General features: G+C 71.6%; 19 protein-coding genes and 1 pseudogene. 4 read left to right on the top strand and 16 right to left on the bottom strand.

Features of this window, described 5'->3' with window-relative positions; genetic code table 11:
• Positions 1-235, bottom strand: a pseudogene (locus ABZ990_RS20560) (peptidase M4 family protein); the annotation flags it as partial.
• Positions 236-569: 334 nt separating this feature from the next.
• Here ABZ990_RS20560 and ABZ990_RS20565 point away from each other — a divergent pair.
• Positions 570-1,073 (top strand): hypothetical protein, encoded by a 504-nt coding sequence (locus tag ABZ990_RS20565; RefSeq protein WP_361233247.1) that lies wholly within the window; start codon positions 570-572, stop codon positions 1,071-1,073.
• Positions 1,074-1,150: 77 nt separating this feature from the next.
• Here ABZ990_RS20565 and ABZ990_RS20570 read toward each other — a convergent pair whose 3' ends face one another.
• From ABZ990_RS20570 to ABZ990_RS20610, 9 genes are all read right to left on the bottom strand, one after another.
• Complete coding sequence (locus tag ABZ990_RS20570; protein WP_361233250.1) at positions 1,151-1,942, bottom strand: glycosyltransferase family A protein; 792 nt, start codon at positions 1,940-1,942, stop codon at positions 1,151-1,153.
• Complete coding sequence (locus tag ABZ990_RS20575) at positions 1,942-2,604, bottom strand: class I SAM-dependent methyltransferase (RefSeq protein WP_361233253.1); 663 nt, start codon at positions 2,602-2,604, stop codon at positions 1,942-1,944. Before ABZ990_RS20575 ends, ABZ990_RS20570 begins: the two co-directional genes overlap by 1 nt.
• Positions 2,605-2,781: 177 nt before the next feature.
• Complete coding sequence (locus tag ABZ990_RS20580; RefSeq protein WP_361233256.1) at positions 2,782-3,822, bottom strand: hypothetical protein; 1,041 nt, start codon at positions 3,820-3,822, stop codon at positions 2,782-2,784.
• A gap of 1 nt (position 3,823) precedes the next feature.
• Complete coding sequence (locus ABZ990_RS20585) at positions 3,824-5,485, bottom strand: oligosaccharide flippase family protein (protein WP_361233259.1); 1,662 nt, start codon at positions 5,483-5,485, stop codon at positions 3,824-3,826.
• Between the two features lie 240 nt (positions 5,486-5,725).
• The gene (locus ABZ990_RS20590) at positions 5,726-6,535 is read right to left on the bottom strand and encodes a chain length determinant protein (RefSeq protein ID WP_361233262.1); all 810 of its coding nucleotides are present in this window, start codon (positions 6,533-6,535) and stop codon (positions 5,726-5,728) included.
• A gap of 124 nt (positions 6,536-6,659) precedes the next feature.
• Positions 6,660-7,796 carry a UDP-N-acetylglucosamine 2-epimerase (non-hydrolyzing) gene (gene wecB, locus ABZ990_RS20595; protein WP_361233265.1) on the bottom strand — a complete coding sequence of 379 codons (1,137 nt, stop codon included), beginning with the start codon at positions 7,794-7,796 and terminating at the stop codon, positions 6,660-6,662.
• Between the two features lie 4 nt (positions 7,797-7,800).
• Complete coding sequence (locus ABZ990_RS20600) at positions 7,801-9,057, bottom strand: nucleotide sugar dehydrogenase (RefSeq protein WP_361233268.1); 1,257 nt, start codon at positions 9,055-9,057, stop codon at positions 7,801-7,803.
• The gene (locus ABZ990_RS20605) at positions 9,057-9,836 is read right to left on the bottom strand and encodes a WecB/TagA/CpsF family glycosyltransferase (protein ID WP_361233271.1); all 780 of its coding nucleotides are present in this window, start codon (positions 9,834-9,836) and stop codon (positions 9,057-9,059) included. The genes ABZ990_RS20600 and ABZ990_RS20605 overlap by 1 nt, the downstream gene beginning before the upstream one ends.
• Complete coding sequence (locus ABZ990_RS20610) at positions 9,833-11,104, bottom strand: hypothetical protein (protein WP_361233274.1); 1,272 nt, start codon at positions 11,102-11,104, stop codon at positions 9,833-9,835. The genes ABZ990_RS20605 and ABZ990_RS20610 overlap by 4 nt, the downstream gene beginning before the upstream one ends.
• 741 nt (positions 11,105-11,845) lie before the next feature.
• Here ABZ990_RS20610 and ABZ990_RS20615 point away from each other — a divergent pair.
• Positions 11,846-13,282, top strand: a complete 1,437-nt coding sequence (locus ABZ990_RS20615; RefSeq protein WP_361233277.1) for an MFS transporter — start codon at positions 11,846-11,848, stop codon at positions 13,280-13,282.
• Positions 13,279-14,313, top strand: a complete 1,035-nt coding sequence (locus tag ABZ990_RS20620) for a TolB-like translocation protein (protein ID WP_361233280.1) — start codon at positions 13,279-13,281, stop codon at positions 14,311-14,313. The genes ABZ990_RS20615 and ABZ990_RS20620 overlap by 4 nt, the downstream gene beginning before the upstream one ends.
• Before the next feature lie 46 nt (positions 14,314-14,359).
• On the opposite strand, the gene cas6e is transcribed toward ABZ990_RS20620, so the two are convergent.
• The 6 genes from cas6e to ABZ990_RS20650 form a co-directional block, all read right to left on the bottom strand.
• A complete protein-coding gene (cas6e, locus tag ABZ990_RS20625; RefSeq protein WP_361233283.1) occupies positions 14,360-15,094 on the bottom strand; it encodes a type I-E CRISPR-associated protein Cas6/Cse3/CasE in 735 nt (244 codons plus the stop codon).
• The gene (cas5e, locus tag ABZ990_RS20630) at positions 15,091-15,981 is read right to left on the bottom strand and encodes a type I-E CRISPR-associated protein Cas5/CasD (RefSeq protein ID WP_361233286.1); all 891 of its coding nucleotides are present in this window, start codon (positions 15,979-15,981) and stop codon (positions 15,091-15,093) included. The genes cas6e and cas5e overlap by 4 nt, the downstream gene beginning before the upstream one ends.
• Positions 15,978-17,330, bottom strand: a complete 1,353-nt coding sequence (locus tag ABZ990_RS20635; protein ID WP_361233288.1) for a type I-E CRISPR-associated protein Cas7/Cse4/CasC — start codon at positions 17,328-17,330, stop codon at positions 15,978-15,980. Before ABZ990_RS20635 ends, cas5e begins: the two co-directional genes overlap by 4 nt.
• A 62-nt stretch (positions 17,331-17,392) precedes the next feature.
• On the bottom strand, positions 17,393-17,935 hold the full coding sequence (gene casB, locus ABZ990_RS20640) for a type I-E CRISPR-associated protein Cse2/CasB (RefSeq protein WP_361233291.1): 543 nt from the start codon (positions 17,933-17,935) through the stop codon (positions 17,393-17,395).
• Entirely contained in the window at positions 17,928-19,538 is a 1,611-nt protein-coding gene (locus ABZ990_RS20645; protein WP_361233294.1) for a type I-E CRISPR-associated protein Cse1/CasA, read from the bottom strand. Before ABZ990_RS20645 ends, casB begins: the two co-directional genes overlap by 8 nt.
• 288 nt (positions 19,539-19,826) lie before the next feature.
• Positions 19,827-20,009, bottom strand: a complete 183-nt coding sequence (locus tag ABZ990_RS20650; protein ID WP_361233297.1) for a hypothetical protein — start codon at positions 20,007-20,009, stop codon at positions 19,827-19,829.
• A gap of 233 nt (positions 20,010-20,242) precedes the next feature.
• Between ABZ990_RS20650 and ABZ990_RS20655 the strand changes: the two genes are divergently transcribed.
• Positions 20,243-24,040, top strand: a complete 3,798-nt coding sequence (locus ABZ990_RS20655) for a hypothetical protein (RefSeq protein ID WP_361233299.1) — start codon at positions 20,243-20,245, stop codon at positions 24,038-24,040.
• Positions 24,041-24,064 lie beyond the last annotated feature (24 nt).

Consider the following 24,064-nt stretch of genomic DNA (forward strand, 5'->3'; position numbering starts at 1 on the left):
CGTAGGTGCGCTCGTAGCGGGTGTGGACCGTGCCGTCGGCGTCCTTGACGACGTCACGGACGACCAGCTTCTCCTGGCCGCCGAGGCCGATGGCCTGGGCGGTGGCGTCGGCGCCGGACTGGGCGTCCTGGAGGGCGGTGGCACGCTGCGAGGCGCTGAGGGCGACCGAGGTCGCGCCGGCCTCGCGCGGGGCGCCGGCGCTGGCGGAGCCGGTCTGGACGCCGATGACGACCATGGCCGCCGAGGCGAGCAGGGCGGCGGCGCGGACGGTGGTACGGCGGGGCGAGGACTGCAGGCGGTTCACGCGGGCTCCTTCGCTGCGAGGGGCAGGGCGTGGGGGGCGTGGCTGAGAGCGTGCCAGCGAGTCGACGCGATGGGCAGGTATACAACAAGCCTTTGCCCGGGCGGTCGCACCGGAGGCCCGATGAACCGAGGCGTCCGGATGGCCGCGTTCGGATCGACTAGCGGACCGGGTGAAGACGACGGCGGCGGTGACGTCCCCCACACGAGTGGCGACTCGCGCGCCTTCCGCTGGACCGCCGGTCAGGGCTCCTGTCAGGCTCCGCCTCATGGAGATACTCGATGTCCTGACCAGCATGGCGAAGACGGGCCGGCTGGGCCCGGTGTTCAGCGGAGCCGACTGGAGCGATGTGACCGCGGTACTCGGCGAGCCGTGGGACATCGGAACAATGAGCCGGGACACGGAGTGGCCGAGGCTCTTCGCCTACGGAGACCTGGAACTGAGTGTCTGCCGCTGCCGCAAGGTCTCCCTCATCTGCGTCCAGACCTGGCGTGACGTCGTCGAACTCCCCCCGTCGATTACCGGAGGGACGGGCACCTTCCCGGGCGGGATCGGACACACGGACGTCGTTGCCGCCTTGGACAAGGCCGGCTGTTCCTGGGAGCCCTACCCGCCGCTGACCTTCGGCGACCAGTGCTCGCTCACGGCGATCCCGTCAGGCGCGAACTTCACCTTCGAGATCCCCGAAGGCGAGGAACCGGTGCTGAACGTCATGGGCCTGCCCGGCGACGGACACGACTGCTCTGCACGGACTTCAGGTCGAGGCCGCTGACACAAAGCGCCGTCGAAACTCGTGGATATTCATCGCCCCAGCGCTCGACTCCGGGGGAGGCAGTTCGAAGAGAATCCCTAATCCTCCCACGCGGTGTAGTGGCTGGCCGGATTCACCAGATAGCGCACCGTGGGCCGGGCGAGATGCGCCACGCGGTGGGTGCGGGCGTAGCGGCGGATCAGTTCCCAGTCCTCGCGGGGCAGCACCCGGGGAGTGCGGCGGAGTCTGCTGAAGTGGAGGGCGGGGGTGCGCCGGGCGACGAACGCGTTGGTGTCGAGGAAGGCCACGTGAGCGGCCCGGCGCCGGTCGAACGGCACGGACAGGACGTCCCGTTCGGTGCCGTCCGGGTGGATCCGGCGCAGCGCGGTGTAGACGCCGTCCGGTCCGCCGGGGGCGTCGAGGGCGGCCAGGGCGTGTTCGAGGTGATCGGGTTCCCACTCGTTGTCGTCGTCCAGGAAGGCCACGTACGCCGAGTCGGTGAGCCGGATGCCGATGTTGCGCACCACTCCGGCGACACCGGTGTTGCGGCACAGCGAGACGGCGAACAGCCGCTCATCGGAAGGTAGTTCAGCCAGGCCGGCACCGTCGTCGACGACGAGGACGACATGGTCGCGCACGGTCTGGCCGAGGGCCGAACGCACCGCCCGCCGCAGGGCCTCGGGGCGGCGGTGGGTGGCGACGACGGTGACGACCCGCGCGGCCGGGCGGCGCCCGAGGGCCCGGGCGAGCCGGGCCGTCTCCGCGTCCTCGAACCGGCGCAGCCGCCAGGCGGTGGGCGCCAGCAGTACCTTGTTGCGCAGCTCGTAGAGGACGAGCCAGCCGAAGCGCCGCTTGAGCAGTTCCCAGGGGGCCCGTAACACCCGTCGCATCACAGGCGGTTGCGGACGGCCGTGAGGGACTTCGTCAGGCCGCCGACCCGCTCGGCGAGGATCACGGAGCGCGGGAAGAGGTGGCGCATCTCGGCACGGGTGAGCAGATCGATGTTGATGACCGCGTCCATGCCCTCCTCGGGCGTGGCGGGCCGGCTGTGGGTGAGCGGCCAGTGCCGGACGAGCTTCGCCTGCGCGGCCAGCGGCAGGAACTGGAAGCCGGGGGCCAGGAAGTGCGGCTCGACCGGAAAGTAGCGGTACGGAGTCTGCACCCAGTGCATCGGCGCGAGTTGCTCGATCGCGGCGACGAACCGGCGACGCTGGCTCGGGCCGCCGACGTGCTCGATCGTGGAGTTGGACACCACCAGGTCGAACTCACCGAGTTTGGCGGGGACGTCGGGGTCGGTCACGTCGGCGATCTCCGCGCTCATCCAGCCGGGCAGCACGTCGGGGTGCGGTTCCAGGTTGACCAGGTGCACCCGCAGCGGCCGGAGCGGGGAGCGCAGCCAGTTCTCGGCGGTGCCGCCGAGGTCCACCACCCGCATCTCCTCGATGCCGGGGAAACAGGCGCGGAACCGCTCCCAGCGGGCGGCGCGGAACCGTTCGCCGAGCGAATCGGGGGCGTCGACGAAACGGGCGCGGAGGGCACGGATGCCGGACATCGCATCAACCACCTGGGGTCGAAAGAGGCGGATCGAAAGTGGAAAGGCGGTGCGAGAGGAGAGGTGGTGCGAGGGGAGAGTGGATCGGCTCAACCGTAGTCGTGGCAAGGGGATTTATCAGGTGATCGCGTGATCCACTCGCGCCTGTTTCCCCTCCGGGAAGCACGGCTCCGGCCGTCACTGCTTCGGCGCGGCCACCGGGGTTCCGTCCGCCATCCGGTTGCCCCGCCAGACGTTTCCCTCGCCCGTCGGATTCCAGTAGGCGACCGGCCCGTACTTGCCGCCGTTCGGGTAGTACTGCGACGAGAAGACGTTGTCGGTGACCTCGATGCCGGTCGCGTCCTTGCCACCCGCGTACAGGCTGTACGCGCCGCCCGCGAGCCAGTTGTCGTCGACGACGGTGTGGGTGACGGGCGCACTGTCCGCGAAGAGCCCGACGGCGGCGGAGGCACCCTGGTCGACCGGGGTCGGGTTGAGCAGCGTGTTGTGCCGGATGGTCAGCTTGCCCTTGCCGCCGCCGTTGCTGATGACGGCGTTGGTGTGCTGCCACTCCCCGCCCAGGTTGTGGAACGGGGCGATATCGTGGACGTAGTTGTCGTGGATGTCGCCCTGCCCCATGGACAGGGCGTCGCCGAAGACGGAGACGTCGCAGAAGCCGACCTCGACCGGGCTGGTGCTCATGTTGGAGACGGCGTAGTCGGATCCGCCGTTGTCCGGTCCCTTGCCGGGGACGGCGGTGATGGTGGTGTGCAGGACGCGCAGTCCGGTGTAGCCGGGCCGCAGATTGATGCCCCACCAGTTGGTGGAGGTGATCCTGCTGTCGACGACGGTGACGTCGTTGGCGTAGATGTCCAGGGAGCCGGTGATGTCCCAGCCCTTGATCACCGTGCCGTCGGTGCGGATGGCGGCGTTTCCGGTGGACTGCGGGGTCAGGGTGGTGGTCCGCGGGCCGGTGGTGGTGGCGTCGGGGTAGCCGCAGGCACGGGGGCTCGCACAGCCCTTCCGCGCGGCCGGTTTGCCGTCGGCGCCACCGCCCTGAGGAGTGCCCGAGGCATGGGGTTCGGTGAGGGCGCGCGCGTCGCACAGCGCGGCACCGCCGAGGCAGAGCACCTGCTGGCCGAGGCCCGTGAAGGTGAAGAGGGAGAACAGCAGGACGGCGGCGAGCAGGGTCGCTGTGAGCAGGGTGCGGCGGCGGCCGGGTCGGGCCAGGGGACTCACCTCATCGTTCTCGTGCCGGACCGGCCGGCTGGTGCGGTGGCGCAGGTGCGGAGTCGGGAGCGGGAGCCGGCGCCGTGGCAGTGGCAGCGCCGGCAGTGGCGGTGGCCGCACCGGAGGTCGCGGTGGCGGGTGTCGGTACGGAGTCGGCCGGGGGCAGGTCCGGGACGGCGGCCGGGACGGCGGCACGGGTCCGGCGGCGCCGGTCGAGCGCGCCGCGCACCAGTGTGCGGCCGGGCAGGGCGCACAGCCCGTATCCCACGAGCCCGACGACGCTCGTGGCGCACAGCGCGAGGGGCCCCTCCCCCAGCCGGCCGCGGCCCAGCACCAGCAGGACCGCCATCACCACCCCGCCCAGCACGGGCCGGGCGCACACCCGCAGCAGCGCGCGGGTGGCGATGCCGCCGCGCCGCAGGGCGGCGAGGAAGGCGGGCAGGACGATCAGTCCGGCGACCACGACATGGCCGACGGCGACGGTCCCGATCCCACCCGCCCGGGCGGCGAGCGTCAGCGCCGGGACCAGGGTGACCAGCCAGATCCCCTGGATCAGCAGGAGCGAGCGGCGTCGGCCGACGGCGACGAGACAGTCGTACGTCAGCTCGGCGGCGATCCGGGCGAGTCCGAGGGCCATCAGCCAGGGCAGCGCCGCGGCGGCGGGCCGCCACTTCGCCCCGTACACCAGCTCGACCAGCGGCCCGGCGAGCGCGGCGAGCAGTACGCAGGCGGGCACGGTCGCGGTCATCAGGAGGCCGAGGGCGCGGGCGAAGCCGTCGGACAGGGCCTTCGGGGAGTCGGCGAGCCGTGAGAATCCGGCGAAGGAGACCCGGCGCGCGGTCTCGGAGATGACGCGCACCGGCCAGCCCGCCATGTTGAAGGCGAGCATGTAGTAGCCGAGGGCGACATTCCCGAGGACAGCGCCGACGATCATGGCGTCGGCGTTGACGACGGCGAGCGAGAGAAGGCTGGCCCCGGCGAGCGGCAGCCCGAACCGCAGCAGTTCCCGGGCCTGGGCTGGATCCCAGCCGAAGCGGAGCATGCCGGGCGCGGCGAACGCGCAGCCGGCCAGGGCCACCACGTTCCCGGCGACGGCGCCGCACGCGAAGCTCAGCGCGCCCTGGCCCTGGAGGGCGAGCAGCAGCGTCACCCCCGTGCTGACGACGAAGTTGAGGGCGTCGATCACCATCCGGCGGCCCTGGCGGAACTCCCGGGTGAGGACGCCGGCGGGCACCTGCGACAGGCCGTCGAGCACCAGGCACAGGCACATCACCCGCAGGACGACGGTGGCCTCGGGGGCGCCGAGCAGCCCGGCGACGGCCGGTGCGGCGGCGAACAGGGCCAGGTAGAGGAGGCCGCTGGACAGGGCGCTGAGGCTGAGGACGGTGGGGGCAAAGCGGCGTACGTCACCGTTCCAGCGCACCACGGCGAGGGTGACGCCGAGTTCGTTGGCGGACAGCAGCACCATGAGGACCGTCTGGGCGACGCCGTAGACGCCCCAGGCCGCCGGATCGAGGACGTAGCGGACCAGGATGATGCCGGTGGCGAAGTTGCCGAGCCGCATCACCATGGTGTTGATCAGGCTCCAGCGGGTGGCGGAGCGGACCTTGCTGCCCAGCGTCTCCACGCCCGGCCCGTCGGGCGCCTCGGGCCCCCAGGACTCCTCGGCCACCGGGAATTCCCGGGATTCCAGGGCGCCTTGCGACTCCTGGGAGCCCCGAGAGTCCTGGGTTCCCTGGGGCTCCAGCAGCTCCCGTAACCCCTGAGGGTCCCGCGATTCCTGGAGTGCCGGGGACCCTTGAGGTACTGGAGACGCATGGGATGACGGGGACGCCTGGGGTGCCGGGGACGCCTGGTCGGGGGCGTCGTTCCGCATCGGGGGCTCCTCTTGGCCGGGGTCCGCCCGGGCCGGTCACTTGACCCAGGACGGCGGGCGCCGGGCGGGGCCGGTCCCGGGGGCCGGTCGCACGGGCAGCTGGACGGTGGGCTGGTCGCGCTGTTCGTACGGGGGACGCTGGTCCGGCAACGCGTGGCGCTCCCCCGGCCGTTCGGGCCGGGCGGCGCGCGGGGCGGGCCCGTCGCCGCCGCCCGGACCCTGGCGGTGCCGGGGGGGCGTGGCGGTGCCCCGGCCCCGGCGGCGGGCCTCCGCGAAGAAGGTCGCCACCAGGCTGAGGACGATGCCGAGCCCCCCGCCCATCACCAGGTACTGGATGGTGGACTTGAGCTGGGCCTCGGGTTTCTGCGGCGGGACGATGGTGGTGATCCGGATCATCGCGTCCGGGGCCACCTTCTGGTCCGCCTGGAGTTCCTGGAGCCGCTTGCCCGTGAACGCCATGAGCGTCCGGTTCCCCCCGAGGACCGCCGCCGGGTCGTGACCGGTGACGGTGATCCAGAGCAACGGCCCCTGTGCGTTGTCCGCGATCTTCACCTCGTACTTCTCGGTGAGCCCCGCGCGCTTCAGATCCGCCTTCGCCGCATCGGAGTTGACGTTGCGGGCAAGGCTGTCGGCCATGCCGGTCAGCGACGGTTCCATGCTCAGGAACGGATTGCCGTCGGCCGCCGCTCCCTTGCGGGAGTTGAGCAGCGCGACGGTGCTCTGCGAGCTGTACGAGACCGGCAGCACCCGCCAGGCCCCCACGACGAGCCCGGCGGTGAGCAGCAGCCCTGGCAGCAGGACGTACCAGCGTCGTCGCATGACCCGGAAGATCTCTGCGAGGTCCATGGCGTTTCCCCCCTGCGCCTGGTGCGGCGGCCCTCAACTACCGTGTCCTCAAAGAGGATAAAGGTGATCCTCGGCGATCGCGGGACTGTTGGCGCGGCCGGTCTTGACCATCGTGTCGCTTTGCTCACCGGCCGTGCTGATCCCGCCCGGTGTCGGTGGGCCTGGGCCGGCCGGCCGCCGTACCGCCCTCCAGGATCACCCGGGCGATCCGCTCCCCCGCCCGGCCGTCCCAGAGTCCGGGGCGGCGGGGCGGTGGCGGGTCGGCGAGGATCCGGAGCGCGGTGGCGGTGATGCGCTCCGGATCGCGGCCCGCGAGGACGTTGGTGCCCTGGTCCACGGTGATGGGGCGCTCGGTGTTGTCCCGCAGCGTGACGCAGGGGACGCCGAGCGCGGTGGTCTCTTCCTGGACGCCGCCCGAGTCGGTGAGCACGATCCGGGCGCCGGCCTGGAGGGCGACGAAGTCCAGGTATCCGGCGGGCGGTACGAGCCGGACACCCCCGGGGACGCCGAGCGCGGTCAGCTTTCCGGCGGCCCGGGGGTGGACGGGCAGGACGAGCGGGCAGTCGGCGGCGATCTCGCCGAGGGCCTTGAGGAGGCCGGTGAGGACGGCGGGGTCGTCGACGTTCGCCGGGCGGTGGAGCGTGACGAGCCCGTACGTGCCCGGCTCGTGTCCGAGCCGGGCGAGGACGTCGGAGGCGGCGGCCCGCTCCCGGTTGGCGAACAGGGTGTCGATCATGACGTTGCCGACGACGTGGATCTGGTCGTCCCGGTACCCCTCGGCGCGCAGGTTGTCGGCGGCGTCGGGGGACGGGGCGAGCAGATAGTCGCTGAGCCGGTCGGTGGCGACCCGGTTGACCTCCTCGGGCATCGACCAGTCGCGGCTGCGCAGCCCCGCCTCGACATGGGCGAGCAGCGGCCCGGCCTTGGCGGTGACCAGGGCGCAGGCGAGGGTGGAGTTGACGTCGCCGACCACCACGACGGCGTCGGGGGCGAGGGTGTCGAGGAGCGGCTCGAAGGCGGTCATGACGCGGGCGGTCTGGGTGGCATGGCTGCCGGAGCCGACGCCGAGGAAGTGGTCGGGCGGGCGCAGTCCGAGGTCCTGGAAGAAGACCTCGTTCATGGCCGGATCGTAGTGCTGTCCGGTGTGGACGAGGACGGTCTCGGCGCCTTGGGCCTCCAGGGCGTCCAACACCGGTTTGATCTTCATGTAGTTGGGGCGGGCGCCCGCGACGCAGACGATGCGCTGGGGGGTCGGGCTCATGGGGTCAGAGCACCTCGATCCGGGGACCGCTCAGCCGGCGGCGGCAGTCCAAGACGTAGGGGGCGTGGGCCTCGACGAGGTCGTAGTCGAAGGCGTCGTGGTCGGTGAGGAGCACCACCGCGTCGGCGGCGGTCAGTTCCTCCTCGGTGAGTTCGACCCGGACGAGCCGGGGGTCGACGCGGTGGTTCTCGACGACGTGCGGGTCGGCGGCGCGGACCTCCGCGCCGAGGTCGAGCAGCAGCCGCGAGATCCGCAGGGCGGGCGACTCGCGGGCGTCGCCGGTGTTCTTCTTGTAGGCGAGACCGAGGAGCAGCACGCGCGAGCCGTTCACGGACCGTTTGCGGGTGTTGAAGGCGTCGATCAGCCGGCGGGCGACGAAGTCGGGCATGTGGCTGTTGATGTCGTTGGCGAGTTCCACGAAGCGGAAGCTCTGGCCGAGTTCGCGCTGGACCCGCCAGGACAGGTACGACGGGTCGATGGGCAGGCAGTGCCCGCCGACGCCGGGTCCGGGGGTGAAGCGCATGAAGCCGAAGGGCTTGCTGGAGGCGGCGTCGATGGCCTGCCAGACGTCGATGTCGAGGTGGCGGGCGAACATCGCGATCTCGTTGACGAGGGCGATGTTGACGTGCCGGAAGGTGTTCTCCAGGAGCTTCGCCAGCTCGGCTTCCTTCGGCGAGGCGACGGGGACGGTGGTGTCCACGAGACCGTCGTAGAACTCCTGTACGGCCGTCAGCGAGGCCGGGCTCACCCCGGAGACGACCTTGGGGGTCTGCTCGAAGCCCCAGACGGGGTTGCCGGGGTCGATCCGCTCGGGGCTGTAGCCGAGATGGAAGTCGGTCCCCGCGACCAGCCCCGAACCCTCCTCCAAGAGGGGGCCGAAGAGTTCCTGGGTGGTGCCGGGATAGGTGGTCGACTCCAGGATCACGGTGGCACCGGGGCGCAGATAGCGGGCGAGGGCGCGGGCCGACTCCTCGATGTAGCGCAGGTCCGGGCTGCCCTCGTGCAGCGGGGTCGGTACGGTGACGACGGCCACGTCGAAGCCGCCGCAGTCGCGTACGGCGTCGGTGGCCCGGTAGCTGCCCGCCTCCAGGGCGGCGCGGAGCCGCTCGGAGGAGACGTCCTCGACGTACGACTCCCCGGCGGCCAGGCTCTTGACGCGTTCGGTGTCGACGTCGAAGCCGATCACCTCGTGGCCGGTCTCGGCGGCCCGGACGGCGAGCGGCAGTCCGACGTATCCCTGTCCCACGACGACGACGCGCATCACGATTCTCCCCTGCTTGCGGTGCTGATCGACGGTGCCGGTGTACGGCGGAGCAGCTCCCGTCCCGTCATCAGGGCGAAGGAGACGTTGGTGGTGAGGTAGCGGCGGCCGAGGCGGCGCGGTTCCTGGAGGGCCCGGTAGAGCCATTCGAGGCCGAGGCGCTGCCAGCGGACGGGGGCCCGGCGGGTGACGCCGGCGAGGACGTCGAAGGAGCCGCCGACGCCGTGGACGAGCCCGACCTTGGTGCGGGCACCGTAACCGGCGGTGAAGATCTCCTTCTTGGGCGATGTCATGCCGAGGAACAACAGCTGGGCGCCGCTGGCGGCGATCGCGTCGGCGACGGCTCCCTGTTCGCTGTCGTCGAAGTAGCCGTTCCGGCTGCCGGCAACGCGCAGGCCCGGGTGGCGGACGGCGATCCGGGCGAGCATCCGGTCGAGCGCGTCCTTTGTGGCGCCGAGGAAGTAGACCGACAGTCCGGTCTTCTCGGCTTCGGCGAGCAAACGCTCGAACAGGTCTATTCCCGCGACGCGTTCGGGCAGCGGGCGGCGGAGCAGCCGGCCGGCCCACACCACCGACTGGCCGTCGGCGAGGACCAGATCGCAGCCGGACACGGCGCGGAAGAGAGCGGGGTCGCGGCGCATGGCGACCAGCTTGGCGGCGTTGACGACGCCGATCTCCAGACGTTCGCCGGCGCGGACGGCGGTCAGACAGCGGTCGACGGTCTGGTCCAGGGTGAGGGCGTCGAGTGTGACGCCGAACAGGTTCCTGCGTAACGTCATCTCGCCTCGCCCCCGGTGGAGTTGGGGAACGCGTCGGGGCGCGCATCGGGGTGCGCCGGCCGCTGTCCGGGGAGGCCGCCGAGCCAGGCGTAGAGCATCCAGCCGAACTCGTACGGGCGGCACTCGCGGTCCACGGCGGCGGGCCGGAACACGCGGTCGAGCGGCCCCAGTCGCAGCCCCGGCAAAACCCGGGTGCCCAGGCCCCGGGCGGCCCGTACGGCCTTCTTCGGATCGCCCCGGTACACCTTGCGCCAGGTGACGCCGAGTTCGTCCCGGATCATCGGCTCGGGGCGCCCGGCGGCGGCGAGTTCGGGGACCTCGGTCATCCAGCGCAGACCGCGGCGGACCGCTTCGCCGAAGTCGCCGCCGCCGGCCTCGGCCAGGTCGAGCAGCGCGGTGGGGGCCATGGCGTGCTGGTGGACGCTGTAGACGGGGTAGCCCTCGACGACGGTGCCGCGCCGGGCGTCGTAGTGCCACCACCACTGGCCGCCGTCGCCCTGGAGGGCGCAGATCCGGGCGGCGCAGGCGTCGGCGGCGGCGAGCGCCTCCGGGTCGCCGTCGCCGCTCGCGTGGGCGCGGGCGAGGGCCTGGAGGGGGTAGGTCTGGTCGGCGAAGCAGCCGATGTGCGCGCGGTACCAGGGGGTCAGGCCCGGTCCGGTGGCGTGCGGGAAGAGCGGGCCGCGGCCGATCCGGGCACGCAGCAGCCGGTCGCGGGCGGCGGTGAGCCGGTCCTCGACGTCGACGGCCCGGGTGACGCGGGCGGCGGCGAGCGCGGAGAGCACCCAGGCGGCCTCCACGGTGTACTGGGGCGCTCCGGGCCGGTCCAGGGCGGCGACCCGGTCGAGCGCGTCGGACAGCTTGGGGTGGCCGGTCTCGGCGGCGGCCCAGGCGACCAGGGCGGCGTCACCGAGATTGCGCACCCCGGGAAGCCGCTCGACGAGCAGCCCGGTGAACTCCTCGGCGGTGCGGCCGCCGAGGACGGCGCGCTGGCGGTCGGCGGGCAGGAAGCGGACGCCGAGCGCGGTGATGGCGGCGTAGCGCAGGCTGGTGCCGCGCCGCTCCAGCGTCCGGGTGCCGTCGCCGGGGCGGCGCGCGGCGCGGGTGAAGACGAAGCCGTCCCCTTCGGGGAGGAGCATCAGCGGGAGTCCCCGTTCGGCCACATCGAGCAGCCGGTGGGTCAGCGCGTGGAGCGGTCGGTCCGCTCCCGCGAGCGCGGTGAGACGTGAACTGTCGGATATTCCGGGTGTGTTGACGTCACGATCGGACACACCCACCCCCCTCGGGTCGGTCCCGGACCAGAGCGGCTGGTCCGGATGGCTGGCTGTTCCACGCCGCCGGTCGGCGAACCGGCCGGTCGACGAGCCGTGGTGCGCTGGACGACGAGCGGTGCGCCGGGCGTGGAACGGGGCGAAGCAGCGTGCTGAGAACGAACGACGAGTGGAACGAAGGGCATGAGCGAAGGGCCGGGCGGCGCGCGACGGGGGCGGGGGCGGCGGCTGGTCGGTCCGCCGTTCCTCACTCCTCGCCGGCACGCACACGCGAAGCGGCCGTCGCGGTGCCTGTCGGGGCACCGTCCGGCCGGTCGCGCGGGCGTACGCGGGTGCGGCTATCCGGCGCGGTCGCCGGGCAGCCGATGACCTGGCTCCCCGGGCCGCGGCCGGCCCCGGGTATCCCCCACCCGGGCGGACCGGATCCCACGTGCGTGAAAAGACGGACAGTCGGCCTGGAAGCGTCGGTGCTTCGGCCTTCCGCCGGTGAAACCCCCCACGAACACCCCCTGCGCACAGCGCGGACGTTGTGCTCGACTCGCAGCGTACAACGGGAAGATAGGCGCACAACACGGTGACGATGACGCCTTTCGCGGAATTGGTGGCAAGCGGTCGCGAAGCCGTCCCGATCGCGCCCTTCGCACGGCGTCCAGCGGTTAGGGTCGGTCCGACGGCGATCCGCCGGACATCCTCTGGATTCGACCATCGCGCGCCCCGCCCACGGCAGTTGGAGACTCGCCCGTGTATCTGGCCGATCGCACCGCACCGCCCGACGCGACCCGCGCCCCGTCCGGCCGCCGGGCCCGCGGCACTCTCCGTACGCTCTCCCCGACCGTGCTGGCGCTCGGCACCGTCAGTCTGATCACGGACGTCTCCTCCGAGATGGTCACCGCCGTGCTGCCGCTGTATCTGGTGTTCGGGCTGGGACTCGGGCCGTTGGGCTTCGGCATGCTCGACGGCCTGCAGAACGGGGTGAGCGCGCTGGTCCAGCTCGCCGGCGGCCATCTCGCCGACCGGGTGCGCAGCCACAAGCTGGTGGCCGGCATCGGATACGGCCTGTCGGCGGTGGTGAAGCCGCTCCTCCTGGTCCCCCAAGTGGCCGCCCTGGGGGTGTCCTTGGCTCTGGACCGTACGGGCAAGGGCCTGCGCACCGCGCCGCGCGACGCGCTGATCTCGCTGTCCGCGCCGCCGGAGCGGCAGGGCCGGGCGTTCGGTCTGCACCGCGCGATGGACACCACGGGTGCGCTTCTCGGCCCGCTCGTCGCTTTCCTCATCCTCGGTGTGGCGTCCGGGGGTTACGACGCGGTGTTCGCGGTCAGCGGCTGTGTGGCGGCGCTCGGTGTGCTGGTCCTCGTCCTGTTCGTACCGGGCGGGCGGCACCTGGCGGCCCAAGCCGGCGCGCGAGGAAAGGAACCGGCCGGAAGGGCGCGCAAGTCACCGGCCGGGCAACTCCCGAAGCAACCGGCCGGGGAGACGGGCGGGGAAACGGGTGGGGAGAGCGGCGGGACCCGGGCGAAGGGGAGGCGCAAGACGCCGGCCGGCACTTCGGCGGACGCCGGGGAGGGCGGGGAGGGCGGGGAGGCACGGGTGGATCTGCGGGCCGCGCTCGGGCTGCTGCGGACCCGGCGGCTGCGGGCCCTGGCCGGCTGCGCGGTGCTGCTCGGCCTCACCACGGTCAGCGACGCGTTCCTCTACATCCTCCTCCAGCGCCGCGCCGGGGTCGGCGAACAACTGCTGCCCCTGCTGCCGCTCGGCACCGCCGCCGTGTTCCTGCTGCTCGCGCTGCCCGCCGGGCGGCTCGCCGACCGGATCGGCCGCCGGACGGTGTTCCTCGCCGGACACGCCGGGCTGCTGCTCGCGTACACCCTGCTGCTCTGGGCGCCCGCCACCCCGGCCCTGCCCTTCCTGGTCCTGGCCCTGCACGGCGTCTTCTACGCCGCCACCGACGGGGTGCTGCCCGCCGCTGTCGCCGCCGTGGTGCCCGCCCGGCTGCGGGCCAGCGGCATCGCGCTGGTCGGCACCGGTCAGGCACTGGCGCGTTTCTGCTGTTCCCTGGCGTTCGGCGCGGCGTGGGCGTCCTGGGGCGACGGCCCCGCCCTCGCCACGGCCACCGCCGGCCTCGCCTGCTGCGCGGCGGTCGCCGGCGTGGCCCTGCGTCCCTCGGGAGATCCACGATGACCCTCACCCCGCAGCGCCGACTGCTGATCCTCGCCCTGGGGGTGCTGCTCCTCGCGGGACTCGGCACCTGGGCGGTGGTCTCGGCGGCGGACGAGGCCGCGCGGGAGAACGCGCCGCGTCCGGGCGGCCCGGCGTACGCGAGCGGGACAGTCCGCCTGGACACACCGGGGCGGATGGTCTTCCGCACCACCGCGGCGGGGCCCCGGCACGACCGTCTCGTCTCCGTTGCGGCGACCGCGCCCGCCGGCGCCACCCGCACCGCCTCCCCGGTCGCCTGTCTGCGCTTCCACGCCGCCGCCGGAACCGGGGTCTGCCTCCAGGCGACCCGCACCCTCGGCCGCCCCACCTACCGCGCCCTGGTCCTCGACGCCGGGCTGCGCACCCGGCGCTCGATCGCGCTCGCCGGGGTCCCGAGCCGCGCCCGGGTCTCGCCCAGCGGACACCTCGCCGCCTGGACCGTCTTCGTCAAGGGCGAGTCGTACGGCACGGCCTTCTTCTCCACCCGTACGTCGATCCTCGACACCCGGACCTGGCGACTCGTCCCAAGCCTGGAAGAGTTCGCGATCACCCTGGACGGCCATCCGTACCGGAACGCCGACGTGAACTTCTGGGGCGTGACCTTCGCCCCCGACGACGACACCTTCTACGCCACGCTCGGCACCCGCGACCAGACCTATCTGGTCCGCGGATCGCTCACCGCCCGCACGGTCACCACCCTCGCCGAGAACGTGGAGTGCCCGTCCCTCTCCCCCGACGGCACCCGTGTCGCGTACAAGAAGCGCGTCCTCGGGAAGACCGCGCTGTGGCGCGAACACATCCTGGATCTGCGGACGTTGAAGTCGACGCCGCTCGCGGAACGGCACAGCGTGGACGACCAGGCGGTCTGGCTCGACGACCGGACCGTCGCCTACGCCCTGCCCTCCGCCGACGACGACCGGCCAGGCGCCGAGGACGTGTGGACCGTCCCGGCCGACGGCACGGGGACCCCGCGCGTCCTGCTGGAGGACGCGGCGGCGCCGCCCGGGCGGTGAGGCGGCTGACGGCAAGGTATGCGGGCCGCCGGCCGGATGGCCCGTCTCAGCGCACCAGGATCAGTCCGCAACTGTAGGCGCGGGCGTGCCCGATGCCCTGGGTGAGCGCGGCCACGAAAACCTGCGGGTCGGTGACCGTGAATGTCCCCTTGACCTCGGCGCGGGCGATCCGAAGTCCCTTGTGGGGCGCGGGAGACGACATCTTGGGCAGCATGCGCAGGGCCAGCCGCTCGGTGTCGGCGTCCGCCCCGATCCGGGTCACCCCGTCGGGTGCGACCGCCGGTTCGCCGGCCGGCTGGAGGCGCCGGGCGAACCAGCCCTTCACATGCTCGGGCCGGGTGTGGGCGACGCGGGTGCCCCGCGTCTTGTGGGGCGCGTCGGGCGGGGGCGACACGCTCCGGACGGGGTTGACGACCGTACGGAAGTCGACCTGGTCGCCGGCCCGGAACGTGCGGTCGACGGTCAGCGTGTGCGGCTTCTCGGCGAGCGCCGCCCGCGGCACGCGGTCCCAGTCGCCGGGCACGGCGGACTGCACCACGAGGGAGAGCCGCGCCTCCCTCAGATCGATGGTCCAGGTGGACAGGATGCCCATCTGCGCGCGGGCGTCCCGGCTTCCGTTGTCGACCCAGCCCGCGAATCCGCTCATCACGGTCCGGTGCATGTCCTGGGCGTCGATGAGGGATTTGGCCGTGTAGGGGTGCCGGGCGTCCAGGGAGAGCAGGGTGTGCGTGGTGACGAACCGGGCGGCGGCGGGCGACGGGCCGGTGGGCGTGGTCTTCACGGGATGATGTCCCATTCGCTGGCGTGCGGGGCGATGGTGATGCGGTGCCGGGTCTCCCAGCGGGGTCCGTGCACGGGCCCGGCCGCGTCGAACCGTACCGGCTGGTCCTGGACCGGAGCGTGCTCGGGCAGCGGGACCGGGCTCTCGAACCAGGCCCAGGGACTGCCGCCGTGCGCCTCGGGAGCGCCGGCCCCCACGGACGGGAGAAGGCTCTTGCGGGGGAACACGTCCTCCAGCGTGCCGGGTTCGACGCCCAGGGTGAGGTCGCCGGACGGCGGGCACGCCTTACGGCCGAGCCAGAGCAGGCGCTTCGGGTGTTCCAGCGCGTGGGCGATCCGGTCGAGCAGGGCGTGGTCCTCGTACTGGAGGCCGACGAGGAAGGCGGCGTCGGCGAGGTACCAGCGCTCGGTGAGCAGGGCGTGCCGGCGGATCTGCTGGGAGACCAGGGCGCCGGATTCCGGGTCCGCCTCGATCAGCTTGGGCGAGCCGTACCAGTGGTCGAGGGTGTGGCGCCCGTACGGCTCTTGAGGCTCCCCGTCCGGGCCGGGGGTCGGGACGGGGGCCAGGGCGGAGGCCGTCTTGGCCGCCGCGGCGGCCCGGCGGTGGTCGGTGACGAGGTCCCGGGGGCGCAGCGGGTACCGTCCGCCGCCGACCGTGTGGTAGTCGCGCAGCGGTGTGCCCGGCCGGTCGGCACGGACTCCGAAGCGCACATCGGCGAGTTCGCCGAGGGGTTCGTCACGGTCGAGGCCGAGAGCGGCCGCACACAGCCCGATCACCCCGGACTTGGTGGGCCGGGTGTGGGTGTCACGGCGCGCGAACCGGCCGGCCACACCCCAGGATTGCAGGGGCCCGGCCAGCCGGACGAGCAGCACATGCGACGCGGTCATCCGGTGAGGCCCTCGGCGCTCTCGACCACGGCCACGGACACGGTCAGGTCGGGTGTCCGCAGGATGTCGTCGATTCCCGGGTCGTAGGTGAGGACCCGGGCGGTACGCAGATCGGGCCGCCGCTTGCTGACGAAGGCGTGGTGCCGCAGCAGCCGGCGGACGGCGGCGGGGCCGGCCGGGCCCTCGCCTCCTTCGCTCACGGGCCGCTCGTCGACGGCGAGTTGGAAGGCCGCGGCGTAGTTGTAGGGGCGTTCGCCCTCGAAGGAGAGGACGAGCCCGGGGAGGGAGCCGGTGGAGGCCGTGGAGTTCTTCTTCGCCTCGGGGAACGCCTCGACGAAGGAGTTCACGAACTCCTGCTCGGCGGCGATCGCGGTCTCCTCCGCCTCTTCGGCGCTCATGCCGGCCACGCGCAGGTTGGTGCGCAACTGGGTGCGGTCGAGGACGGCGTGGCGGTAGAAGGTGCCGGAGATGAGCGACTGGTAGCCGGTCATGCCCGCGCCCGCGTCGTCCGCCGCGTCCAGGAAGCTGAGGGCGTTCCGCTTGCGGTCCTGCTTGGCGTCGTCGGCTGCCGCGTAGAAGTCGTCGATCTGTTCCGCTTCCTGCACGGTGAAGGCATGGCCGGTCTGCACCGCCCCGTCGACGTTCGGCGAGTCCGCGATCTCGGCGAGGAAGCGACCATAGAGCGCGATGTCCACGGCGTCCCGGGGCGCGAGGGCGAGCAGCACGGCGTCACGCGTGGACTTGGGCAGCGCCGGCAGCTTGGCCGTGCCGGATTCCGCGCCCGGCTCCGCACCGGATTCCTCCTCCGCCGGCGGCTCGGTCTTCTTCGCCGCTCCCTTACGGGGCTTCTTCGCGGCGGCTTTCGCCTGGGCCGCCAGATACTCGTCGCGCCACGGGCGCAGCGACTCGGCCTGCTCGGCGAGGTGGGCGGCGATCCGTACGCCGGCGTCGGCCGGGGCGAAGACCAGCACCTTGGTCAGGTTGGCCACGGTCTTCTTCGCCGGGTCGCCGAACTTCAGCCCGCTCGCCTCGATGACGGCGCGAGCCGTGGTCATGGCCTCGTCCCACTCCCAGCCGTGCGCCGACTCCAGCTCGCGGGCGGCGAGCAGGGCCCACTCGCGCGTACGCACTCCCATGCTGTGACCCTTGAGGGCGCCGACCCCGGCGTTGGCACGGTCGCGGGCGTGCACACGCTCGGCACGCCGTCGGGCCTGGCTGGTGATCATGTGACGCTCGACCCCGCCGAAGACCATACTTTTCGGTTGCCCGTTCTCATCGCGGACGGGCAGGACCGCGGCGAGCGTCTCGATCACATGCAGGGAGAGAAACTGGCGTGGGGCCTCGGTCACGTGGTCGCTTCCTTCTGTGTCGTCCGCTTGCTGTACACGTTGCTGCACCTTCTCCTCACGGTTCAGCGCCGCTTCGCCGTGCTGTGGAACTCGACCGACCACCGGTAGGCGACCCGCGCCGTGCGGTCGTGCCATCGGATCAGGTCCTCGGCGAGTTCGGTCCAGGACGGCGGGGCCTGCTCGCAGGTCCTTAGCCGGGTGACCGCGTGCTGAAGATGCCGCCAGGGAATCCTCCGACTCGCCACCACCCGGTCGATCAGCCGCTGGGCGCCAGGATTGTCGGGCCCGCGCCCGGTGCCGTCACCGATCCTGCGGGCCGCTTCGCCCAGACTGCCATTCCCTCGGCAGGGTTTGGAACGGCCCTGGTGGTAGACGGCGAAGAGAAAGGCGACCTGCTCGAACAGCTCGCGGTGCGTGTCTCCGCCGTGCCAACCAGCCCGGATATGGGCGTTGTTCGGCTCGCCGGCGCGCCGCAGTTGAGCGAGGGTGCCGTAGTCGCGGTTATGGACGAGGGCGGCAAGCCAATTGACAAGGCCCTCGCTGTCGTGAGGGAACGGGACCACCGGGGCGACTTCGTCCATGAGATGGGCGTAGTTGTCAGTCATGCGCGATCTCCCCTCGGAGTTCAGCGGGAGCCTTGGCGCTTCGCATGCCTCTGTCGAAGCACTCCTCGGCGCGAGCCCGGGCCTGGTAACTGCGGTTGTTGGGCGGGAGCGAGTCCAGGCGGCGTACGAGATGAGCGCGGGCCATGGTCCGCAGGGTCTCGGCGTAGTCGAGCAGCGGTTCCGAGACCGGATCGTCGTCGTCGATCGCGTGCTCCTCGACGACTCTGTCGAGCAACAGGTCGAAGGACGGCGCGGCATCGGGCCAGAATTTCTCACGCGCGTCGAACCGTTCGAGCCCGCCAGGCTCGTCGGCAGCGCGAGCAGCGGAGTAGACATTCTCGAAGGCCACGACGGCCGCGCTCTTCAGCATCCGCGCCACATACTCGGCAATCACAGAACCCCGGTACGACGCACGGTGCAAGTGCCCGACCATGAACGGGCCAAAGGGATAGCTGCCTTGAAGCCAGTCGGCCGGCAGTGACTGCTTGGTGATCAGACCGACGGCGCGGAGCCGGTACGGAGCCCCTTCGCGCCGGGCCATGGCCGTGCGGAGGGAGTAGAGGCGCGCGTAGAGCCCGTGCGTCACGTTGTCGACAGCGCTGTAGAGGGCGTGGGCATCGCGCCAGAGGGCACGGGTAGGGGACGGCCACAGGGGTTTGCTCTGCCCCCCGAGAGTCTGGGTGAACACTGCGTCTTGGAGGTGCCGTTCCGGGTCCAGGTCGAGTTCCTCGCCCGCACCGATCAGAACACGGTCGACGACGATCTGTCCGCGCTCGTCACGGCTGGGTCGCATGAGGATGGACCGGTAGAGCGCGCTGTGGAGATCGGCGGAACTGCGGGGAGCCCGGGGCTTGGCCTTCTTCTCAAAGCTCCGTCGCTCGATCCCCTCGGTTGTCCACGAGGTGTTGAGCGGCCCTCCCGGTCCCTCGGGCGGATAGAGATTGAGCCGTAGGGTCTCGCCGAGTGTGCGGCCGATGGCGACGACACGGATCCGTCCCAGCAGGCGCCCGGAGGCCATGTAGGTGATCCACTTACCCAGCTCTTCATCGCCGGAGAGACGGCCACGTCCGTAAGGAGCATAGACGTGCTGGGTGAGCAAGGCGCGAAACGCCTCGGCGGCAGGAAGAGGCTCTCCGTGCTCCAGATGGTGGTGATCGAGATGCTGGTTGTAGTCGCCGGCTCGCTCGATGACCAGCTGTGCGGGCCCGGTTCCGTTTTCCTGGAGTTGAGACTTGAGGCCGACGTTCTGACCGAACGGCGTCTTCGGGTGGAAGAGGTCCCAGGCATCGGCCGGTTGGTCCGTCAGCCAGTCGGCCACGGGGGCGAGGTCACGCTTCTCAGTGATCCACGACAGCCACTCCTCAGGGGAGAAGGGGCAGTTGCGCGAGGCGAAGCAGATCGCCAGCAGATGCTCAGTGAGGACGACCATCTCGCCGGGGGTGACGCAATCGAGATCGCTCAACTTCTCGGCGTCACGGAACAGCGCACACAGAGAACGGTGGGCAAGGGATCCATCAGAGGCCACCGTCGGGATACAGGGTTGATACCGGGGATCCCAGCTCAGCCGCGGTTCGTCGGTGCCGACGGCGTGTTCTTCGGGCACTACGTGGCTACCGCTTTCGAGGTCTGGCCATGGAGGCATGACGGTGACTCTCCGGAACAGCCAGACGCTAACAGCCGACCATCGTGCAGGATGCCGATTCGGCCAAGGGAATACCCGAAGGTGAACCGGCCACGGCTTGGTGCACGGGCAGCGGCCGTACCGCCACGCCTTCCCGCATGGAGGCGCCTTCCATGCGGGCAGTTGTCTCAGAACCGGTGCCCCTGCGAGGCGGGGCGGTGAAATGTCTCTCGGGTCAGGATCCCGCTCACGCGACCCCGGTCGGCCAGGTCACTTCGAGCGGCGCCACCGGATGAGGATGGAGAGCGTGGAGCGCGCGTCGCGGCGGCGCTCCGGGGTCGGGGCGAGGACCGAGACGAGGGCCACGGTGCCGACAAGGACCACGTACAGCAGCCCGGCGGCCGCGACGCGGACGGGGAGCGAGTTGTCGAAGAGGGCGAGCAGGGTGGACATGAGGCTCCTTCGGTTCGAGGCCGGTGCGGCCTGTGGTCGAGTGACCTCAGCTTGGAACAGGAGCGGGCTTCGCTCCTATGACGTGCACACCCCCCTTGCCACGGTTTGCGCAGGTCAGAGCACATAAAAGCAATCTCAATCGGCGCGGCAACGCTCGATCCACGACGGAAGGAGAGGCAATGCCAGGACCAATCCATGAGCGGGAGCAGCCCCGGGAGATCCTGGGCAGGGCCTTGGACGAGCTGCTCGAAGCAGCTCTGGGAAAGCCCTACGGCCCGAGCGGCGCCCGCGCCTTGGCCGGCGGCTCACTCCACCACGGCACCCTCCAGTCCTGGCTGTCCGGCCGAACCGCGCCGACCGCGCGGAACGAGGCGGTGTTCTGGGCACTGGTGCACGGAGCCGAGGTGAAGGCCGGCCATGGGCCGCAGGACCAGAAGTGGGAGGCCCTTCTCAGTGCGGCGCAAGGACAATCGGCCCAGAAGCTCTCCGCACGGGGCCGACGACCGTGGGCCGAGACGTTGCGCGCCCTGGCACCGTCCGGCGGACTGGACGGCCGCATGAGCGAGATGGACACGATGGACGCCTTCGTCGCCCCTTCCGAGTCCGAATCGGCCTATTTGTGCTGGCACTCGAAGCTCGCGATGGGGAAGACATCCCTCATCGCCGCGTACGCCGCGAAGCGGCGACGCAAGGTCGACCTGGTGCACATCTTCGTCTCGGAGGCTCACGGCACGCACACGCGCGCGGCCTTCCTGGATCAACTCACCGGGCAGATCGATGATTTGTTCACTCCGAAAAATGCCAATCCAGGCTCAAGAGAAGTCGCCCAAGCCCTCAAGGAACCCACGGGCAAGGAGGTAGACGACTGGGGGAAATGGGGTGAATACCTCAATCTGGCCGCAGAGAGGAGTGAAGGGAAGAAACGCAGGTTCCTACTTGTCATCGATGGGCTCGACGAAGACACGGCCTGGGATGTCACCGATGGAGCGGAGGAAAGCGTCAAGAGACAAGGGCGGGGTGAGCCCGGCAGCATCGCGGCACTGCTCCCCATCGACCCCGGCCCCAATCTGAGGATCATCGTCTCGGTCCGGCGCCCGGTGGGGATGCCCGCCGATGTGCCTGCCGAGCATCCCCTTCGGCAGCAAGACTGCTTCCGACCACTCGGTCCCGGTGCACGGGCCGCCGACATCGAGCAAGCCGCGTCGGAAGCGGCCGAGAGGCTGCTCGCGCACCCTTTGGGCCGCCGGGTCCTCGGTCTGCTCGCGGTATCGGGTGGAGGGCTGCGGATGGCCGACCTGGCGGAGTTGACCGAGTCGTCTCCCGAGCAGGTGGGTGGGATCGTCCATGGCCCGGACGGGCAGTGCGTCGTCCTGGACGGTCCATCGGCCGCCACGTACTCCCTGAGCCATCCCAGGCTCCTCGCCTCACTCCGCCGGCAGTTCACCCCAGAGGAGTCGGCGCACCACACCACGACGCTTCGCACCTGGGCTGACGACCGGCTGCGCCGCGCCGCCTGGCCCGAGGGCACCTCGCCCTATCTGCTGACCGGCCACGCGCGGCTGCTGGAGGATCCGGCCGCGCGTGCGGAGTACGTGCTGGATGCACACCGACTGTTGCGGCTCGCCTCCGACACCGGGGCGGATGTCGCGCTCGCCCAGGTGGACGCGGCGGCACATGCCGATCTCGCCGAACCACAAGTCGCGACAGCCGCGCGTCAGGCCGCCACCGCCGCGCTGTTGACGGGCTGGACCCACCACGTGCCACCGGAGGCCATCGCCCTCTGTGTCCGCCTCGGAGACACGGAACGTGCCCTCACCCTCGCGCGTTCGGGCCCCGACCCCTCGGCGAGAGCAAGCCGCCTGGCAGCGCTCTCCATGGAGATCGGACGCGCGGGAGGAGGAGAAGCGGTTCAGGTCGCGACGGAGGCGGCGCTCTGGGCAGGGCGCGCCACTCGGGCCGCTCATGGCCCCGGCCCGGGCTGGGACACGTCCGCCGCACTCTCCGCCGCAGCACACGAACTCCGCGACGCCGAGCAGACCGAGGCCGCGCACATCCTGTTCCAAGCAGCGAACGCGGGCGGCGCGGGCGGCATCGAGACCACGGTCGCGGGGACGAGTCTGCTGCCCGAAGAGGACCGAAAGAGCCGGCTCGAAGCCCTTAAGGATCGGGCGCGCGACCTGAGCATGGGCGGCCCCCGGGCCCGGGCCGCAGCGGTCGGTATCTGGGCAGCCATCGCCGAGGTCGACGAAGAGCACGAAGAGCACAGGGGCGAGGCCCAGAACTGCATCATCGAACTCTGCCAAGAGGCGGAAGCCGAAGACGAGTTGGCGTTCATGGAGGTTCTCGCCGTCGGTGCCTTGGCACTCATTCGCCGCACGTCGGTGGCCCCCCGGCTTGTGAAGACGGCCGTGGAAAGGCTGCTGGCCGCGCTGCGCGATCCCGGCAAACTGTCCGAGGCCGATCGCGCGTATCTGCGCAGGGATGTCGCACCCACCCTGAACCGCCTCGGCCACGCCATGAAAGATGCCGAAATCGGGTGGCTTGCCCACGGGCCGTTCCAGGAGCTACTGGCCGAGCAAGCTCTGGCCGAAGGAGCATTGGGCGACAATCTCGCAGAAAGAGGGTCGGCAAACCTCGACGTGGCGATGGGCATCCGCCAGGCAAGGAGTGTCGCGCGCGATCGGGAGGTACGGAGCCGAAAGCGAGAGCAGAGAGAAAGAAGGAGAGAAGGGGAGGAGCCGGGGCGGTCGTCCCGCTCGCCCCAGGGCAAGCAGAGTCGCCAGCAAGCTCCCCGAGGACGTATTCCGTCGGTCACCGCGCCCGAGCCCCACGACGACAGCTCCGACCGGCTGCCGCACCTGGCCCTGCTCGACCGTGCCACTGCCGCCCTCGACACTGGCAACCCCTTCCTCGCACGCGAGCGGATGCTCTCCGCCCTCGCCCCCGTCGTACGGACACGCCCGTCCGCCACGCCCGGGACCCCCCTGCCCTGGGTGCACCCCCTCGTCCACGCGCTCGGGGTGATCGGGGAAAGCGATCAGGCATACGCCCTGCTCGATACCGATTCCGACCCCACACACCGGGCCCGGTACCTGTCGGCCCTGTCCCTGGGGTGTTCTCAGGGCGGATTCACGGAGGCGGCGAGTCGGGCGGCGCAGGAGGCAGCGCAGTTGGTGGCGGACCGTCGTGATCGCGGCACACAGGCCGTGGTCGCCCAGGCTCTCGCGTACGCCGGGGAGGCGCCGGACGCCGCCCGGCTGGCCCCCGCCGAGGCCCGTCCGGCCGTGGCCGCCGGGCTTGTCTCCCCGCACCCGAAGGCCGCGGCGGAGCTGGCCGCACCAGTGATCGGCTTGCTGGGGACGCGTCTGCGGGAGGGGTCTCTGGCCGATCCGCTGACGCGGGTCGCCGAGCTGCTGCTCGCCGGCCCTGATGTGCGCAGACCCGACCCCCTTCTCCACGAGGCTCTCCGGGAGGTCGCCACGGAGGTGTGTCTGGCGCGGCAGAGCGTGCCGCACCGGACCGTGGTGCTTCTCGCCCTGCTCGAACGGCTCGGTATCGAGACGGGGGCGCCCTCGCTCCTGGACACGGGCACCGACGTCCTGCGGCTGCGGACAGCGGCGACATCTCTTTTCCCCACCACCGAGCTGGCCGTCCTGTGCACCGTGGAAAGTGACCTCGCCATGGCCCGGCAGCTGGCGGAGGCGGCGCCGTCACCCGACGGGCGTGCCTCGACTCTGGCCGCCGTCGCCGCGTATCTGGCGGGGGTACCGACGACGCTCGCCCCGGAGCGCCGCTCCGCCGACGTGGTCACGCGGCTCTGTCTGGCGCTCGCCCATGCCGCCGGGGACGGCACGGCCCCGGATATGGCGGCCGCCCGGGCGATCGTCCTGGAGCTGCTGGCGGACCAGGAGGGGTGGGGAGGGGCGATCCCGCTACTCCCCCTGCTGGCGCCGGAGGCGCTGGTGCCGATGGCCGAGGCCGTACGGATTCTCGGCCCCGCGACGGAGGGGCCCGGCGGACCGATGCCGTGATCCGGCAGGGGCTGTAGCCGGGGG

Source organism: Streptomyces sp. NPDC046203, from assembly GCF_040646255.1.
In the GTDB taxonomy this organism is placed as follows: domain Bacteria; phylum Actinomycetota; class Actinomycetes; order Streptomycetales; family Streptomycetaceae; genus Streptomyces.